Here is a 15,829-nt window from a genome sequence, read left to right on the forward strand (position 1 = left end):
ATTAGTAGGCAAGAGTTATTCCCTTTGATCGGGGGGGAAAGTTGTTTCTGGAGAGTTCACCTCAGGCTCCTCTGGGGCAAGCGTTTCTCGGCGCACCTCCTGGTCTTGTACCACCTGAAAAATCAGGGTGAAAGGGCGACCCACCTCAGCTTCCACAAACTCTTCTAGTAGTGCCACCTGTCTCGGTGTGACGGGCTCGTCCGCTCGCACCGACAGCACCACCTCCGGCGGATCGGCTACCCAGTTAAACTCGCTGCGCAAGAGGGTTACCCGTTGGAATGTAATGGTTCTGTTGAGCAGAGCGGTTCGTAGCGCCAATTCCAGCCGAGATTGATACAGCAGTTGGGTCATACTGGCTGCCAGCGGCACCAGCAACAGCATCACCAGGCCAAACACCCAAGCCAATCCAGAACGGGCCTTGTGCAAAGGGGCGTAGCCCATCACCAAAAAGGTGAGCATACAGGCCAAGGCAATTCCCAACAGGTTCGTGGAATAGAGGAGCGCCGCCCCCAGGCTGATCTCCCAGTCTCCATGGGCCAACCCTAAGCCAATCACACACACCGGCGGCATCAACGCCACAGCAATCGCCACCCCTGCCAAACTGTCGGCGATCTCTTTGCGCACCCTGGCAAAAGCGCCGATTCCCCCTGCCGCTAGCGCCACTCCCAGATCCAATAGGTTGGGTTGAGTGCGGGCCAAAATTTCGCTGCCCCAGTTGGGAAGACCTACCCATCGCCCCAGCAGGAAAGATACTCCCAACCCAATTCCGGTTCCCACGGTCAGAGATAGGATACCTGTCCGAAACAAGACTACATTCCCGTCCAAAGCCCCCATGGCCATGCCGCGAATCGGCAACATCAAAGGAGCCACGATCATCGCCCCAATGATCACAGCCGGGCTATTGGCCAGCAAGCCCAACGTGGCAATGACACAGGAGCCAAGCACCAACATCAAGTAGTTGAGGCTGAGGCGAGACTCCCGCATTAGCTCCAGCACCAACTCGGCATACTCTTCTGCACTGACCAGGGGCAGCCGCCAGCGGAAGGGCTGTAGCCAACCCTGAGGTGAAGGAACCAAGCCATTTTCTGAGCTGCTGCCAGTAAAACGACGGATCCTGTTCATGTCCATGATTGGGTTCCCTTGGCGGTGTCAAGAACAGACCAGCCTTGGGCTTTCAGCAGTCTAGCTTGGCAGAGAATCGGGGCTCACGATCCTCCTTTGGGAAAGCGCCGCATCAGGTCTTGCACGGCTTCAGCATGGTAGGAGCTGCGGGTTAGAGGCGAAGACACCACCTGCAAAAAGCCCAGCTCTTCCCCCACTTGCCGCCAGTGGTCGAACTCTTCGGGGGCGACATAACGCTCCACCGGCAGGTGTTTGGGGCTGGGCGCCAGGTATTGGCCAAGAGTGAGGATGTCGCAGCCCACCCGGCGCAGATCCCGCATCACCTGCAAAATCTCCGCGGCGGCTTCTCCCAAGCCCAGCATCACCCCCGACTTGGTGTAGAGGCCGGGATCCCATTGCCGCGCCAGTTCCAAAAGCCGCAGGGAGCGCTCGTAGTTCCCCTGGGGGCGCACCCGCCGGTAGAGGCGGGGCACGGTTTCCGTGTTGTGGTTGAGCACCGTTGGGCGGGCGGCGAGAATTTGCTCCAAGGCCTGCCAGTTGCCGCACAGATCCGGGATCAAGACCTCGATGGTCGTCTGGGGCCTGCGGCGGCGGATTTCCGTGATGCAAGCAACAAACTGGCTGGCTCCGCCATCCGGCAGGTCGTCCCGATTCACCGAGGTGATGACCGCGTGGCGCAACCCCAAGCGTTCCACCGCTTCTGCCACCCGCAGCGGCTCAGTGGGATCCAAGGGCAAAGGCCGTTTGGTGAAGTCGATATCACAGTAGGGGCAGGCGCGGGTACAGGCCGGGCCCATGATCAAGAAGGTGGCGGTGCCGTTGGCAAAGCATTCCCCTAAGTTGGGACAGGAAGCCTCTTCGCAAACCGTGTTCAGGCCCAAGTCCCGCAGCAGTTGCTGGACAGACCCGGCCCGTTGGGGGGCTTTGGCCCGCAGCCAGGGCGGTTTACCGCTAGGCGAAGAAACAGCGCTCAATGAAAACCCTCCAACCAGAAATGGCGGCAAGCGTATCTCTCAGCTTAGCCTGTCATTTTGCCCAGCCGAGACCGGCCCAGGCCAATTCCCAGCTCGATGGATCCCCACTGGTTCGGAAGCGAGACCCAAAACACGGCATACTGGAAAGCGAATGTCGAGCGATAGGGATCCCACATGGTTGTTGCTGCTCCTCCCTCCCTGGAACAACTTGCCATCAACACGATTCGTTTTTTGGCGGTGGATGCTGTTCAGAAAGCCAACTCCGGCCACCCCGGCCTGCCGATGGGGGCAGCACCCATGGCCTATGTGCTTTGGCAGCAGTTTTTGAAGTTCAATCCCCGCAACCCCAAATGGGTGGATCGGGATCGCTTTGTCCTCTCGGCGGGCCACGGCTGCATGCTGCAATATGCCCTGCTGCACCTGACGGGCTTTGATGTCAGTCTGGAGGACATCAAGCAGTTTCGCCAGTGGGGATCCAAAACCCCCGGCCACCCGGAAAACTTTGAAACCCCCGGCGTGGAGGTGACCACCGGCCCGCTGGGACAGGGGGTGGGCAATGCGGTAGGGCTGGCGATTGCTGAGGCCCACCTGGCGGCCCGCTTCAACAAGCCCGGCCACACGATTGTGGATCACTACACCTACGTGATCTTGGGTGACGGCTGCAACATGGAGGGGGTGGCCTCGGAAGCGGCCTCGCTGGCCGGCCACCTCAAACTGGGCAAGCTGATCATGCTCTACGACAGCAACCACATCTCCATCGACGGCAGCACGGAAATTGCCTTCACCGAAGATGTGGGCAAGCGCTACGAGGCCTACGGCTGGCACGTGCAAAAAGTGGAGGATGGCAACCACGACCTGAAGGGGATCGCCGAAGCCATCCAAAAAGCCAAGGAGGTCACCGACAAGCCTTCTTTGATCATCGTCGAGACCACCATCGGCTACGGATCCCCCAACAAAGCCGGCAGCGAGAGCGTCCACGGGGCGCCCCTGGGGCCGGAAGAGGTCAAGCTCACCAAACAAAACCTCGGCTGGCCGCTGGAGCCGGAGTTCTACATCCCCGACGAGGTGCTGGCCCACTTCCGCCAGGCCATCGATAAAGGGGCCAAAGCCGAGGCGGAGTGGAACGAGCGCTTTGCCGCCTACGAGAAGGCCTACCCGGAAGAGGCCGCCGAGTTCAAGCGCATCATGGCCGGGGAGCTGCCTGCGGGCTGGAAAGAAGCGTTGGCTCCCATTGCCGAAACTGGCAAAGAATCCACCCGCAACCTCTCCAAGTTTTGTCTCAACGCCCTGGCCAAGGCGGTGCCAGAGCTGCTGGGGGGATCCGCCGATCTGGCCCATTCCAACATGACCTACTTGAAGGGGATCCCGGAGTTTCAGGCCGGCTCCTACCACGGGCGCAACTTCCGCTTCGGGGTACGGGAACACGGCATGGGAGCCATCGCCAATGGCATGGCTCTGCACGGCGGCCTCATTCCCTACGACGCCACCTTCTTGATCTTCACCGACTACATGCGGCCTGCCATCCGCCTGTCGGCCCTCTCGCGGGCGCGGGTGTTGCACGTCATGACCCACGACTCAGTGGCCCTAGGAGAAGACGGCCCCACCCACCAGCCCATTGAGACGCTGGCCTCTCTGCGGGCCATCCCCAACCTCTACGTCATCCGCCCGGCGGACGCCCGCGAGACGGTGGGAGCCTACCAGGTGGCCCTCGAGGCCATGTCCACCCCGTCGGTGCTGGTGTTTACCCGGCAGGCGGTCAACCCCGTAGAAGGCACCTCCATTGAGGGGGTAGCCAAGGGGGCCTATGTGGTGGTGGATGCTCCCAACCCGGAGCTTATCTTGATTGCCACTGGCTCAGAGCTGGAGCTGGCGGTGAAGGCTGCTGCTCAACTGCAGCAGGAAGGCCGAGCGGTACGGGTGGTTTCCATGCCCTGCATGGAGCTGTTCGAGGCCCAGCCTCAGAGCTACCGCGACTCCGTCTTGCCCCCCAATGTTACCAAGCGCATCTCCGTCGAGGCGGGATCCACCTTTGGCTGGCACAAGTACCTGGGCTTTGAGGGGGTGGCCATCGGCATCGACCGCTTCGGCGCCTCCGCCCCCGGCCCTGTCTGCATGGAGAAGTTCGGCTTTACGGTGGAGAATGTGCTCAATACCGCTCGTCAGCTCCTAGGCTAGGATTTTTGCTCCTCCGGCCTGAGCCCAGCAGGGATCCCTGCTGGGTCTTTTTTGCTGCCCGATGGTGGCACAACTTGACAAGACTTAGCGAAGGCTGACAACTTGTTAGCAGGACTTGCAAAACATTGCGGTTGTTTCAAGCAAGGTTGAGACACTTGCTCCCCCAACCCTTTTCCCCTTGTGGGAGAAGGGAGCGAGAAAGTTGTTTCATAGTTTCATAGCAGGGAAAACGTTGGCTTCCAGCGATAGGCGGATGTTCTTGCGCCAACTTTGGGTCTGACAGCTCGGCCTACTGCAGGAAGCCCGCCAGTAGAATGACCACTCCCCCCACGACGGCCAAAATCGTCAGTACCCGGCCCGCGTTGGCACTGCCCTTCCAGGAATAGCTTTTCTCTGGTTTTTCCGGTTCTTCTGGCACAGCCATGCCTCCCTTTGCAGCGTTAACTCCAATTTAACTTCCTCCCATGGGATTTTAAGCTGGGCGGCGCGGCGATGGCCCTTGTTGGGGCCTAGCCTTGAAAAAACAGCGGCCATCTGGCCCGGCCAGCCCTTTTTGGGAACAATACAAGCAGACGAGGAAGGGCATCTCAATTCTGTACAAGGCGTATTCTGAGGCAGAAGCATGAGGTACGCGAAACGAAGCAAAAGAATTGGCTTGATCATGGCCGCTTTGTCAGCCTGGGTGGGTGGACACCGTGCTGTCGCTCAGCCTGCCTTTCAGACGGTGCCGCTGCCGCGCCTGCCGGTGGGTGTGGATCAATCGGTTTTCGATCGCCCGGTGGCCCGCTTCAACCCCAACCTGCCTGCCGAGCTGGTGATCCGCAATCGCACCGGCCTGCCTCTGGAATACGGCTTTACCGATCCGCGCCAGAACGTATCGGAACTGGCTGCCGGAGAAACCTTGCGCCTGAGCAACCTGCCCATCCCCAATTGTATGGCCATCAACACGCCGATGTTGTCCCCCGTGGGCTACCGGGTGAGCGTGGATCCCTTGAATGTCATCACCGTAGAAGTGCGCCTGGTCAACGATGTGTCCGGCGACCATTGTCTCGATTTACAAGAGACAGGCGCTATTTTCGTGAATTGATGCCAGCTTGAGCGGGCAAAATGTAGCCTCTGGGCTTTCGCGGCTGCTTTCTCATCCTTGCCCTAGGCGTTAGATGGCAGTTAACCTTACTTAAATCTGACACTGGGGTTGGGTCTAGGGGAGAGCCAGGCGGAGGTGTAGGCGTATCGACAGCAATCGACCCCTGTGACAGGATGCAAACAGGAGGTCTAGGTTGACTTTGCTCTGCCTCTGGGCTACTCACCTATAGGCCAACTTAACCTTATTTTGGACGGTCTCATGAGCGATAACTTGTATTCTTGGTTTCCCCGTGCCTTGCTGATCGGCGCTGCTGTTGTGGGGTTGTCGGGCCCGCCGGCAAGGGCTCAGCAAATTACGGATCCCAACCCGGCTCAAGCGGCCACTAATGTGGAGCCCACCTCGCCGATCTCGGCTTCTTTTCGTAGCCAAGATGGGGTCAGCGTGCGCCCGGAGACGGTGCGGGTTTTTCTGGACGGCAAAGATGTTACTGCTGAGTCGGTGATTACCCGGGATTTCTTCACCTACCGTCCTGCCCAGCCCTTGCCGCCGGGACGGCGGGAAGTCCTGCTGGAGTTCACCAACACCCAGGGGGTGACCCGCCGTGTTACCTGGAGCTTCACCGTGGGTAGCCCCGTCCGCGCCTCTATCGACCTGGTGGATCACAACGCCGGCAATCGCCCCTTGGCCGCGGGCGAGATCCTGCTGGTAACTGTCAAGGGCACTCCCTCCAGCCGAGTTACCGTTTACCTTGTCCAGGACGGACGGCAGGTGCAAACTCTGCCAGCTCAGGAAGTTTCCAGCGGCACCTATGTGGTCAATGCCTTGATTGAGCCGAAGGATACTACCCGTGAGGGGATCGTCATCGCTCGCTTAGAAAACAACGGCCAGGTGCGCTTTATGACTGCAGAGCAGCCGGCCCGCCTGATCGAGGGGGCTACTGGGGGCGTCCAGCGGCTCACCACCCAAGAGGTTTCCGCGACGATCAGCCCCTCCAGCCTGCTGCCCCAGATCACCAACTTGCGCGATGGGGATCGGGTTGCCGGCTCTTCCTTTACGCTGCAGGGCACCACGGCTCCCAATGCTTCCGTGCGGGTGAATGTAACGGCTTCGACCTCGCTGGGGGGCATCATCAGCGCCCAACAGACGGTGACCAACCAAACCGTGCAAGCCGATGCCCAAGGCCGCTTCACCGTTACGGTGCGGCCGCCCATTCCGGCCTCCGGCACCGTGTATCAGATCAATCTCACGGCCACCTCTGGCAACCAAACCAGCCCGACGGTGACCTTGCGCCTCACCCAGCAGTAGGCTGTCCACTTAGTTGGACTGAGGTTGTCGGCCTGCCGGTCTGGCAGTGGCGGCCAAGCTCCCCTCTCCCTCTGGGAGAGGGGCTGGGGGTGAGGGCTCACCTCTGGGAGAGGGGTTGGGGGTGAGGGTCAATCGGAAGGCGGCTGAGAGACTTTTGGGTTCTCAGAGTTTGCAGTTGGCAGGGCCTCTTGGACGCGGGTTGGGGAAAGAGAAGACCGCTGTTGCCAGCGCCACAGGATCCCGGCCATGACCAAGGTGGGCGAGACGATCATGGCGAGGATCACCGGCAGGGTCTCCGGCAAGGCCAGATAGGGGCCACCGTATTTGATCGCCGCGCTGATAACCGCAGCGGCCACCATCAATTGCAGGGCAAACCAGAGGGTTTTGGGTTTCATGGTTGGCTGGGATCCCCTACCATGGCCGTGAGGATGCCGGCAACGCTCTCCAGATCTTCCGGTACTCGGTACAAGGTCAAGTCTTGTCGGATTGTCTGTGGATCCCCAAGGATCTGTCCGAATTGCCAGGTAGATCCGATGGTGACGGCGCCGTAGATCTGCGTTTGCGGCTCCACCTGGGCCAGGGCGATCATCTCCACCGCCATTTGGACAAAAGCCCGCGTCAGATCGTCCTTTTTGGCTTCCACCACCAGCAGGATGTTCTTGCCGCGCAATAGATAATCGAGGCTGCCTTTCAGCATTGGTGACGACAAAAGCCCTACTCAATCTGGCACGGCTAGGGCAGCAGCAATCCGCTCTTTCAGGGTAGCCACCACTTCCTCAATGGGAATTTCTACCGCTTGGCCGGTGGCCCGCTCGGCCAATTCCACCTTGCCCTGCTTAAGACTGCGCCCGGTGGTAAGGCGGTAAGGGATCCCGATGAGATCCGCATCTTTGAACTTGACGCCGGCCCGCTCGTCCCGGTCGTCCCAGAGGGTCTCGATGCCGGCAGCAGCCAGTTCCTGCACCAACTTTTCCGCCACCTGCATCTGCTCCGGGTCGGAGACGTTAGGCACCACCACCACCACGTGATAGGGGGCAATGGCCACCGGCCAGATGATCCCATGGGCATCGTGGGATTGTTCCACCGCCGCCTGGGCCAGGCGCGATACCCCAATGCCGTAGCAGCCCATCCACAGCGGCTGCTCGACGCCCTGCTCGTCGGTAAAGGTGGCCCGCATCGGCAGCGAAAACTTGAGGCCCAACTGGAAGATGTGCCCAATCTCGATGCCACGGGCGGTTTCCAGAATCTGGTCGGGGTTGAGCAGACAGCGATCCCCCGCCTGGGCTTTGCGCACGTCCACCACCTCCGGCAGAGGGTACTGCTCGCCCCAGTTGGCCCCCACCACGTGCCGCCCCACCTGGTTGCTGCCGGTTACAAAGTTTTTCAGCAGGGCTGCCGTCTGGTCAACTAGGCGCAAGATCTGAGGGGCAAAGTGTTTCTGCCGGCCCAGGCAGCTATCCGGTAGGTCGGGGGCGATGTAGCCCACCGGGATCGGATCCCCTTGCCAGCTTTTCTGGATCTCCGCGTCCGCCAGGGTGAGGGTGAGCAATTTGTGGGCCTGGTAACGCTCCGCCAGACGGCTGAGGTGGTTGGCCAGTTTTACCTCATTCACCTCTTGATCGCCGCGAATGCTCAGCAGCACCACCACCCGCAGGCCGTTGTCGTAAAGGGCTTGGTAGAGGACGTTTTTGACAATCAGAGTGGGGGAGATCTTCAAGAAATCGGCCAGCTTCTCGATGGTTTCGGTTCCCGGCGTGTCCAGAACCTGGAAGGTGGTGTAGGGGGAGTCTGCTGCCGGTGGCGGAAGGGAGACGGCCTTCTCCACATTGGCGGCATAAGAGCCATCGGGGGTGTAGAGGATCTCGTCTTCGCCGGCAGAGGCCAACACCATAAACTCCTGAGAAGCCGCGGATGGCCCGCCAATGGCTCCGGCGTCGGCATCCACCACGCGAAACTCCAGCCCGCAGCGGCGCAGGATGCGGCTGTAGGCCCGGTACATGTCCTGGTAGGTCTGGCGCAGGCTCTCTTCGTTGGCGTGGAAGGAGTAGGCGTCTTTCATGATGAATTCCCGCCCACGCATCAGGCCAAAGCGGGGCCGGATCTCGTCGCGGAACTTGGTCTGGATTTGATAGAGGGTCTGCGGCAACTGGCGATAGGAGCGGATCAGATCCCGCGCCAGCAGGGTGATCACCTCTTCATGGGTGGGGCCCAGGGCCTGCTCGCGTCCCTGCCGATCTTTGAGGGCAAACATGATCCCTTCGGCTTGGGTGTACACGTCCCAGCGGCCCGATTCCCGCCAGATCTCCGCCGGCTGCAACTGGGGCAGCAGACACTCCTGAGCGCCAATGGCGTTCATCTCTTCCCGGACAATGTCCGAGATCTTCTGCAGCACCCGCCAGAGGAGCGGCAAATAGGTGTAGATCCCCGGGGAGAGCCGCCGGATAAAGCAGCCCCGCAGCAGCAACTTGTGGCTGGGCAGTTCTGCTTCGGCGGGATCCTCCCGCAGCGTCACAAACAACATCTGGCTCAGTCTCTGGCTCTGTTGCATCCATTTCCTCCCTCTGGCCACTTAAGATTTTCTCCATTGCTTTGGGGGGAAACTCTCCCCAGGGATCCCTTGGGGCTGGGATCCCTGAAACTCTACCACCGGCTGCGACTAGGCAGGAGCCAACGTCCGCCGCTTGGTGACCATCTGGTAGACCTCGATGATGTCCCCCTCTTGCCAAGCGTGGAACTTCTCGATGCCGATCCCGCACTCGAAACCGGCGGCCACCTCCCGCACGTCGTCTTTGAAGCGCTTCAGAGAATCGAGACGGCCCTGGTAGACCACCTCCCCTTTGCGGCGAACCCGCACCAGAGCATTGCGCTGCACCTTGCCGGAGAGCACGTAGCTGCCGGCAACCGCACCGCGGCTGATGGGGATCACCATGCGCACTTCCGCTTGGCCCAAGGGCTCTTCCACCTCCTCCGGCTCCAGCAGGCCCTCCATGGCCGCTCGCAGATCGTCCAGCAGGTTGTAGATGATGTCGTATTCGCGCACATCCACGCCCTTGTCGTCGGCAGCCTGCCGCGCGCCGGGAGCCAGGGTGGTGTTGAAACCCAGGATGATCGCGTCGCTGGCCGCCGCCAAATCCACGTCGGTCTCTGTGATCTCCCCGGGGGCCGCCAGCAGCACCCGCAACTGCACTTCCTCTTGGGGCAAATCCCGCAGCGCTGTCTGGATGGCCTCGGCGGATCCCTGCACATCCGTCTTGATAATGAGGTTCAACTCCTTGAGCTGGCCTTCTTGGGCCTTGGCAGAAATGCTGCCCAAGCTGACGCGACGAGACAGCAGCGCCTGTTGCAAACGGGTTTGCCGCAGCGCCTCCGCCCGCTCTTGGGCAATGCGACGGGCTTCTTTTTCGTCGGTGTAAACCTGAAACTCGTCACCGGCTGCTGGAACCTCATCCATACCCAGCAGTTGCACCGCCGAAGATGGCCCGGCCTCTTGCAATCGCTGACCGCGATCGTCCATCATCGCCTTGACCCGGCCCAAGACGGCACCGGCCACCAGCGTATCCCCCACCCGCAGGGTGCCGTTCTGCACCAACAGAGTGGCCACCGGGCCGCGGGCCTTGTCCAGGTGGGCTTCGATCACCGTGCCGCGGGCAGGACGGTTGGGGTTGGCCTGCAGCTCCGCCACATCGGCCACCAACAGGATCATCTCCAGCAGGGCGTCCAGGTTGCGGCGGGTGAGGGCGCTCACCTCTACCATGGGTGTATCCCCACCCCACTCCTCTGGCAACAGCCCGTGTTCCGCCAACTGCTGCTTGATGCGCTCCGGCTGGCTGCCGGGCTTGTCGATCTTGTTGATGGCCACGATGATCGGCACCTGGGCCGCCCGAGCATGGCTGATCGCCTCCAGCGTCTGCGGCTGCACCCCATCGTCGGCAGCCACCACCAAAACGGCAATGTCGGTGACGCGGGCGCCGCGGGCGCGCATGGCGGTAAAAGCCTGGTGGCCGGGAGTATCTAGGAAAACTATGCGCCGCTTCTGGCCTTCAAAGTCCACATCCACGTGGTAGGCGCCGATGCGCTGGGTGATCCCGCCCGCCTCGCCCTGGGCCACCTTGGTGTCGCGGATGGCATCGAGCAGGGTGGTTTTGCCGTGGTCTACGTGGCCCATGATGGTCACCACTGGCGGACGCAAGACCAGATGGTCGATGTCCTCCACGTCCAGCATCTCGGTTTTTTTGACTTCGGATTCTGCCTTTGGCCGGCGAACCTCGTACCCAAACTCTGTGGCTACCGACTCGGCCAGCGACTCGTCCAAAACCTGATTGATGGTCACCATCACCCCCTTGAAAAAGAGGGTTTTGATGATCTCAGTTTCGGCCACACGCAGGCGGTGGGCCAATTCCTGAACGGTGAGGCTGCCCTCCAAGAGCAACACCTTCTCTGCCGGCAAGGACTCCGTCTCGCCGACACGAACAGCAGTGTTGGCTTCGGCGGAGGTAGATGGCTGCTGCGAGCGGGCAGCGGGACGGGGACGGGTAGTGGGAGCAGCCGTTGCCGCAGGTGGACGATAGGAAGGAGGCTTGGCAGTAGGGCGGGCCAAGGGCTTGAGGGCGTTCAGCTCAGCCTGCTTGACCGCCGAAATGACGGCCATGGGATCCAAATCCAAGCCATCCCCGTCTCCTTCCCCTCGTCTGCGGCTGCGTTTGCGCTTGGCCTGAGTGCGGCTGGCCCGTCGTTCGAGGGCTTGCAGTTCCTCGTCCTCTTCTTCTACCGTCTTGCGCTTGATTTTGGGCGCAGCAGGCCGCACGGGAGCTTCAGCCAACACCGGGGTGGGGCGTTCCTCAGGGATCCTTTCTGGCAAGGGAGTGGCGGCATCCGGGTCGAGGGGGGCTGGCTTGGCCACAGGACGGGTAGGAGGCCCCACCAGTTCTATCCGCCGCTGTGGACGAGGAGCTTCACCGGCTTTGCTGCTGCCGGAGCTCTCTTCCTTCTTGACTGCCGGCGGGCGCGGCTCAGGGCGACTGCTGGGACGAACGGGTGCGCCCACCAGTTGTGGACGCGGGCGCTGTGCAGGCTGATGAGAAGGCGCTTTCTCTTCTCCAGGCCGAGGGGCACGGCTGAGGGATGGGGCTTCCGGGGGGCGAGGGAGCTCAGAAACCTGTTGCGGAGATCCAGGACGCTCTGCCGGTGGTTCCGTCTCGGTGGCAGCTCGTCGAGGGGGCGTGAGCACAGTTGGGCGCTTGGGCACAGGACTGGGTTCCGAGCTGCTGGCTTTGGCCGTTGTAGGCTCAGGGCGAACGGGAGGAGCTGCCGGTTGAGGCAGGCTATCCGGCTTTTGGGCGGCCTCAGATGAAGGGGCAGGGGAGCTGACTTGTCGCCGCGGCGGGCCGATGAGCTGAGCGCCACCGGCGGAGACTCGCTCAGGTCGAGACAGGGAAGGTTTGGCAGCCGGCGGAGCGGCAGCGGGGTTGGCCTCGCCAACTGGGGCTTGCTGCTGAGCAGGTGCAGGGCGGCGAATGCCGACGATCGCGCTGGCGGTGCCGGGCCCTTTCTGGGGAGGGCGCTCACTGGCTTTGGCTTCAGCAGGAGGCTCCGGCGGCGGGTTGTCCCATTGGGGTTTGGGCCGGGGCTGAGAAGGTTTCACAATGCGGGGGGCGCCCAGCTTGCTGCGCACCAACTCGGCTTGCTCCGGAGAAATGGTGCTGCTGTGGGTTTTGAAAGGGATCCCCAGTTGCTCACAAACCTCCAACACATCCCGACTGTCGCGCCCCATTTCCCGGGCAATGTCATAAAGTCGAACTTTATCGGTCATTCGTCTGCTAGCCTCTGCTCCTTTCTACTTGTCAGTTTTACTATCCAAATAATTAGTGAGTAGGACTGAACCTGTTGGGTGTGTGGGCGCTTCCTCCGGTACATCGACAGCGTCTCGGCGATCCTTCAAGGACGCAGACTGGAGGGAATCTAAGTCCGAAGCTGCTTTGGAAACATCCGCAGAGGACATAAAGTTAAGACAACCGGGGAAGGAACCAACATCAACAGCGCTTTTAGAATAACCTTTCTGCGGCTCATACAGACCAGCCTCGGCTGACCCAGCCAACCCCCATTCTGACAGTTGAGAGGGGCTGCCGTGTAGTTCACAACTGGATGAACCTAAAAAGGTGTCTCAATATCTTACCTTGGCCAATTCTGGAGCTGCCTAGGTTTTGTCTGAAGCACTGGCCTCCGGAGGTGATGTTTCCCAGGGGCCTTGGGCCTCAGAATCGCGCAGCAGTTGCTGCTCCAGCCGTTGAAACACCGAATCGGGCACAGGTGCTTTGAGGGCTCTGCTCATCTGTTGCTTGCGTCGGGCTGCCTGCAAACATTCTAGCCGGCGACAGACATAGGCAGAACGCCCCATACCCTGATCCAAAAGCACTTGGTGGGAGTCAAATTGTCGAACCAGCCGCCACAATTGCGAGCGAGGAAACAACTGGCGACAGCCTACGCAACGACGCAACGGATCGGCACCCAGCAAAAGGCTCTATCCTGCCAACACAACACAAATAACCCTCTCCAGCCTACTTCAGATCCGGCAGGCGCGATTGCAGAAACTCAAAGAAACGCTCCACCAAGTAGGGATCCCGCCATCCCCTTGCCGTCTCTTCCCGCAGGATGCCCATGGCCTCTTGAACGGTGAAGGCTCGCTTGTAGGGTCGCTCCGAGGTAAGGGCGTCGTAGATATCGGCAATCTGGAAGATGCGGGCCACGAGTGGAATCTCTTCTCCCTTGAGGCCGTCGGGATAGCCGCTGCCGTCCCAACGCTCGTGGTGGTGACGGATGAGGGGCAGCACATCCTTCATGGTGCGCAGCGGGCGGCAGATTTCCTCTCCGATCAAGACGTGGGATTTCATCACTTCCCACTCTGCCGGCGTATGTTTGCCCGTTTTACCCAAGATGGCATCGGGTATGCCCACTTTGCCGATGTCGTGCAGGTAGCCTCCCCAGGTCAGCACCTTGATCAGGGGACGGGGTAGCTGGAGAAACTCGCCGAAGCTCTTGGCCAGTTGTGCCAGGCGCTCACAGTGATCCCCAGTGGTGGGATCCCGACTTTCTACGCTGCGGGCAATGGCGAACAAAACCTGGGCAGCATGATCCAAGTCTTCATTGAGGTGCTTTTGGCGAACGAGGGAACGCACCCGCGCCAACAATTCCGACTCGTCAAAGGGCTTGCTCAAGAAATCATCGGCTCCAGCCTCGATGCCGCGCACGCGATTTGTGCGGTCGCTGGCCGCCGTGATCAACACCACCGGGATCAGGCGCGTCTCCTCATCAGCTTTGATGCGGCGACAGACCTCGAACCCATCCAACCCCGGCATCATCACATCCAGCAAGATCAGATCCGGCTGGAAGGTTTGCAACATCTGCAGGGCTTGATGGCCACTTTCGGCCTCGCTGACCCGATAGCCAATGCTCTCCAACAGATCCCCCAGCAACAGGCGACTGTAGGGCTGGTCATCCACGATCAGTAGGTGGCCAGCCTCAGCCTGATCCGCAGCAGGTGTAACGGGGATGCCAACCGTTACCGGCATCTTGAGTTCGGTCGATTGGGCAGGGGAAAAGCTGCTCACCATACATCGCAGTTGCAACACCTCTAGGCTAATCCCACTGCCAAAGGCAGAACATCGGTCTTTGTACTGAGCTCTCATCGATCCAAGGCTCTGGGGGCGTCGTACAGGGTCCACCCAGATATCCCGGCAATCCGCTTCTGGGTACAAACGGCCCAGGGCGCGCGTGTCCTCTGGGCATGGTGGTCTGGGGAAAAAGAGCCGGGATCAGCTCAGTTGGCAACCCTCAACCGACATCGATCAACTCATGGGATCCCCAGCCGGGGGCAACCTGAGCCGCTCTGAGAATAAAGGCAGCCAGATTTTTCAGGGCTTCGTCGTCCATCCAGGAAGGGGGCACGGGGCGGCATCCATAGCTGAAATCCGAGCCATCGTAGCTGCGGGGATCCCTCTGATACTCCACCAAAGCTTGAATCGTATCTCGGGGTGGGGTGGCACCGCGCAAGTCCTTCAAGGAGAGGGAAATGTTGGGAGCTGGCAGGGTGGAGCCGCCCACATGGCAGTTCAAGCAGGCGGACTGAAAACGATTTTTGCCATCCGTGAGCTGCTCTGGAGTGAAGGTGAGGGTGCGCCCTGTGGCGTCTAGAGGTAATTCCACCGGGCCGCTCACCCGCAAATACTGGTTCACGTAGGGGTCAATGCGGGCCGCCACCGGGCTGGCCAGCCCCAGCACAGCCAGGATCCCGACCCAGATCCAGAGGCGGGACGGGATCCGACAACCCATAAGCAACTTCCGAACCAGACGCAGCATCAGAGGTAGGCCGACAGGTCGCTGTGGCTTTCGCTTTTGGTGCCGCCCCAGCCGGGGGAGGTTTTGGCTTGCACCAAAATATAGCCGGCAATCAACTTCAGATCCTCATCGGTGAGGTTGCGCAGGCGAGGATACTCGCTCAGAAGCTGAGTGTTGGGATGATACTCAACCAGGGATTCGGCCCCGTCATAGGTGACCGGGTTTTTGATGTAATCCACAATCGCCAGCACATTATCCCGTGGAGGAGTTGCCCCCTCCAGATCCGAAAGCTTCAGGCTCACATCTGGGTTGGGATAGGTCTGGCCCCCCACATGGCACTGGGCACAGGCTTTGTTAAAAAGTTGCTTGCCTCGGGCTAACTGTGCTTCGGTAAAGGTAATGGACTCAGTGGGCGACAGAGCCACCGCAGGAATATCCTTGGCCGCGAACGCTGGAGCCAGTCCCCAGCTCAGCCCAGCCATCAAGGCAGCCAAGAACAGGACAAACAACCGATGACGCCCTGGCAGCAGCACCTTCTGAAAAGAAAAAGCTTTGCTAAACATGGTTCTCCTTAGATCAGCTAGTCAAGAGGAGAGGTCGGCTCCACTCCAGCCACAAACCCGACAACAGGATCAAGAATAGACCATTGAGAGATCATTTGCAGACGAGATCCGGGATCCGCATCGGTTCCGCTTGCCCTGGCTGTTAAGCTTGATCGCGGAGCTAGGGCCTGTTGGAGCTGACTGTGTTGCAGCCTGGTCGAGGGGTGGGGAGCTGAGCGGGTAATATAGAGCTTGGCTTGCTTGCCCGGCAGCTTAGAGCAGGAGATCTCGCC

14 protein-coding genes are annotated in these 15,829 nt (G+C 60.6%); 3 read left to right on the top strand and 11 right to left on the bottom strand.

Annotated features, from left to right (window positions below):
- Positions 1-15: 15 nt before the first annotated feature.
- Both NW862_RS01745 and lipA read right to left on the bottom strand, forming a co-directional pair.
- A complete protein-coding gene (locus NW862_RS01745; protein WP_414333106.1) occupies positions 16-1,128 on the bottom strand; it encodes a DUF389 domain-containing protein in 1,113 nt (370 codons plus the stop codon).
- Between the two features lie 77 nt (positions 1,129-1,205).
- Positions 1,206-2,096 carry a lipoyl synthase gene (lipA, locus tag NW862_RS01750; protein WP_414333108.1) on the bottom strand — a complete coding sequence of 297 codons (891 nt, stop codon included), beginning with the start codon at positions 2,094-2,096 and terminating at the stop codon, positions 1,206-1,208.
- 174 nt (positions 2,097-2,270) lie between these two features.
- Here lipA and tkt point away from each other — a divergent pair, with 174 nt between their 5' ends.
- Entirely contained in the window at positions 2,271-4,271 is a 2,001-nt protein-coding gene (gene tkt / locus NW862_RS01755) for a transketolase (protein WP_414333110.1), read from the top strand.
- 289 nt (positions 4,272-4,560) lie between these two features.
- Here the strand turns inward: tkt and NW862_RS01760 are convergent, their stop codons facing one another.
- Positions 4,561-4,695 carry a hypothetical protein gene (locus NW862_RS01760; RefSeq protein ID WP_414347122.1) on the bottom strand — a complete coding sequence of 45 codons (135 nt, stop codon included), beginning with the start codon at positions 4,693-4,695 and terminating at the stop codon, positions 4,561-4,563.
- A 237-nt stretch (positions 4,696-4,932) separates the two neighbouring features.
- Between NW862_RS01760 and NW862_RS01765 the strand changes: the two genes are divergently transcribed.
- Both NW862_RS01765 and NW862_RS01770 read left to right on the top strand, forming a co-directional pair.
- Complete coding sequence (locus NW862_RS01765; RefSeq protein WP_414333112.1) at positions 4,933-5,358, top strand: hypothetical protein; 426 nt, start codon at positions 4,933-4,935, stop codon at positions 5,356-5,358.
- A 258-nt stretch (positions 5,359-5,616) separates the two neighbouring features.
- Positions 5,617-6,663 (top strand): hypothetical protein, encoded by a 1,047-nt coding sequence (locus NW862_RS01770; RefSeq protein WP_414365480.1) that lies wholly within the window; start codon positions 5,617-5,619, stop codon positions 6,661-6,663.
- A 128-nt stretch (positions 6,664-6,791) separates the two neighbouring features.
- Here the strand turns inward: NW862_RS01770 and NW862_RS01775 are convergent, their stop codons facing one another.
- The 8 genes from NW862_RS01775 to psbV form a co-directional block, all read right to left on the bottom strand.
- On the bottom strand, positions 6,792-7,058 hold the full coding sequence (locus NW862_RS01775) for a hypothetical protein (RefSeq protein WP_414333116.1): 267 nt from the start codon (positions 7,056-7,058) through the stop codon (positions 6,792-6,794).
- Complete coding sequence (locus tag NW862_RS01780; protein WP_414365483.1) at positions 7,055-7,372, bottom strand: hypothetical protein; 318 nt, start codon at positions 7,370-7,372, stop codon at positions 7,055-7,057. Before NW862_RS01780 ends, NW862_RS01775 begins: the two co-directional genes overlap by 4 nt.
- A gap of 9 nt (positions 7,373-7,381) precedes the next feature.
- Entirely contained in the window at positions 7,382-9,211 is a 1,830-nt protein-coding gene (locus tag NW862_RS01785; RefSeq protein ID WP_414333119.1) for a proline--tRNA ligase, read from the bottom strand.
- A gap of 108 nt (positions 9,212-9,319) precedes the next feature.
- Positions 9,320-12,472 (bottom strand): translation initiation factor IF-2, encoded by a 3,153-nt coding sequence (gene infB, locus NW862_RS01790; protein ID WP_414426859.1) that lies wholly within the window; start codon positions 12,470-12,472, stop codon positions 9,320-9,322.
- A 384-nt stretch (positions 12,473-12,856) separates the two neighbouring features.
- Positions 12,857-13,174: a YlxR family protein gene (locus tag NW862_RS01795; RefSeq protein ID WP_414333122.1), complete on the bottom strand. Its 318-nt coding sequence runs from the start codon at positions 13,172-13,174 to the stop codon at positions 12,857-12,859.
- Between the two features lie 43 nt (positions 13,175-13,217).
- Positions 13,218-14,345: an HD-GYP domain-containing protein gene (locus tag NW862_RS01800; RefSeq protein ID WP_414333124.1), complete on the bottom strand. Its 1,128-nt coding sequence runs from the start codon at positions 14,343-14,345 to the stop codon at positions 13,218-13,220.
- A 145-nt stretch (positions 14,346-14,490) separates the two neighbouring features.
- Positions 14,491-15,015 (bottom strand): photosystem II cytochrome PsbV2, encoded by a 525-nt coding sequence (gene psbV2 / locus NW862_RS01805; protein WP_414333126.1) that lies wholly within the window; start codon positions 15,013-15,015, stop codon positions 14,491-14,493.
- Positions 15,015-15,557 carry a photosystem II cytochrome c-550 gene (gene psbV / locus NW862_RS01810; RefSeq protein ID WP_414333127.1) on the bottom strand — a complete coding sequence of 181 codons (543 nt, stop codon included), beginning with the start codon at positions 15,555-15,557 and terminating at the stop codon, positions 15,015-15,017. The genes psbV2 and psbV overlap by 1 nt, the downstream gene beginning before the upstream one ends.
- Between the last annotated feature and the right edge of the window lie 272 nt (positions 15,558-15,829).

Origin of the sequence: Synechococcus sp. H55.8 (assembly GCF_047462375.1) — a bacterium.
GTDB lineage: Bacteria > Cyanobacteriota > Cyanobacteriia > Thermostichales > Thermostichaceae > Thermostichus.

Coding starts and splice junctions, on each gene's coding strand:
- NW862_RS01745 (WP_414333106.1), bottom strand. CDS start 1,128: ATGGACATGAACAGGATCCGTCGTTTTACTGGCAGCAGCTCAGAAAAT.
- tkt (WP_414333110.1), top strand. CDS start 2,271: ATGGTTGTTGCTGCTCCTCCCTCCCTGGAACAACTTGCCATCAACACG.
- NW862_RS01760 (WP_414347122.1), bottom strand. CDS start 4,695: ATGGCTGTGCCAGAAGAACCGGAAAAACCAGAGAAAAGCTATTCCTGG.
- NW862_RS01765 (WP_414333112.1), top strand. CDS start 4,933: ATGGCCGCTTTGTCAGCCTGGGTGGGTGGACACCGTGCTGTCGCTCAG.
- NW862_RS01770 (WP_414365480.1), top strand. CDS start 5,617: ATGAGCGATAACTTGTATTCTTGGTTTCCCCGTGCCTTGCTGATCGGC.
- NW862_RS01775 (WP_414333116.1), bottom strand. CDS start 7,058: ATGAAACCCAAAACCCTCTGGTTTGCCCTGCAATTGATGGTGGCCGCT.
- NW862_RS01785 (WP_414333119.1), bottom strand. CDS start 9,211: ATGCAACAGAGCCAGAGACTGAGCCAGATGTTGTTTGTGACGCTGCGG.
- infB (WP_414426859.1), bottom strand. CDS start 12,472: ATGACCGATAAAGTTCGACTTTATGACATTGCCCGGGAAATGGGGCGC.
- NW862_RS01800 (WP_414333124.1), bottom strand. CDS start 14,345: ATGAGAGCTCAGTACAAAGACCGATGTTCTGCCTTTGGCAGTGGGATT.
- psbV2 (WP_414333126.1), bottom strand. CDS start 15,015: ATGCTGCGTCTGGTTCGGAAGTTGCTTATGGGTTGTCGGATCCCGTCC.
- psbV (WP_414333127.1), bottom strand. CDS start 15,557: ATGTTTAGCAAAGCTTTTTCTTTTCAGAAGGTGCTGCTGCCAGGGCGT.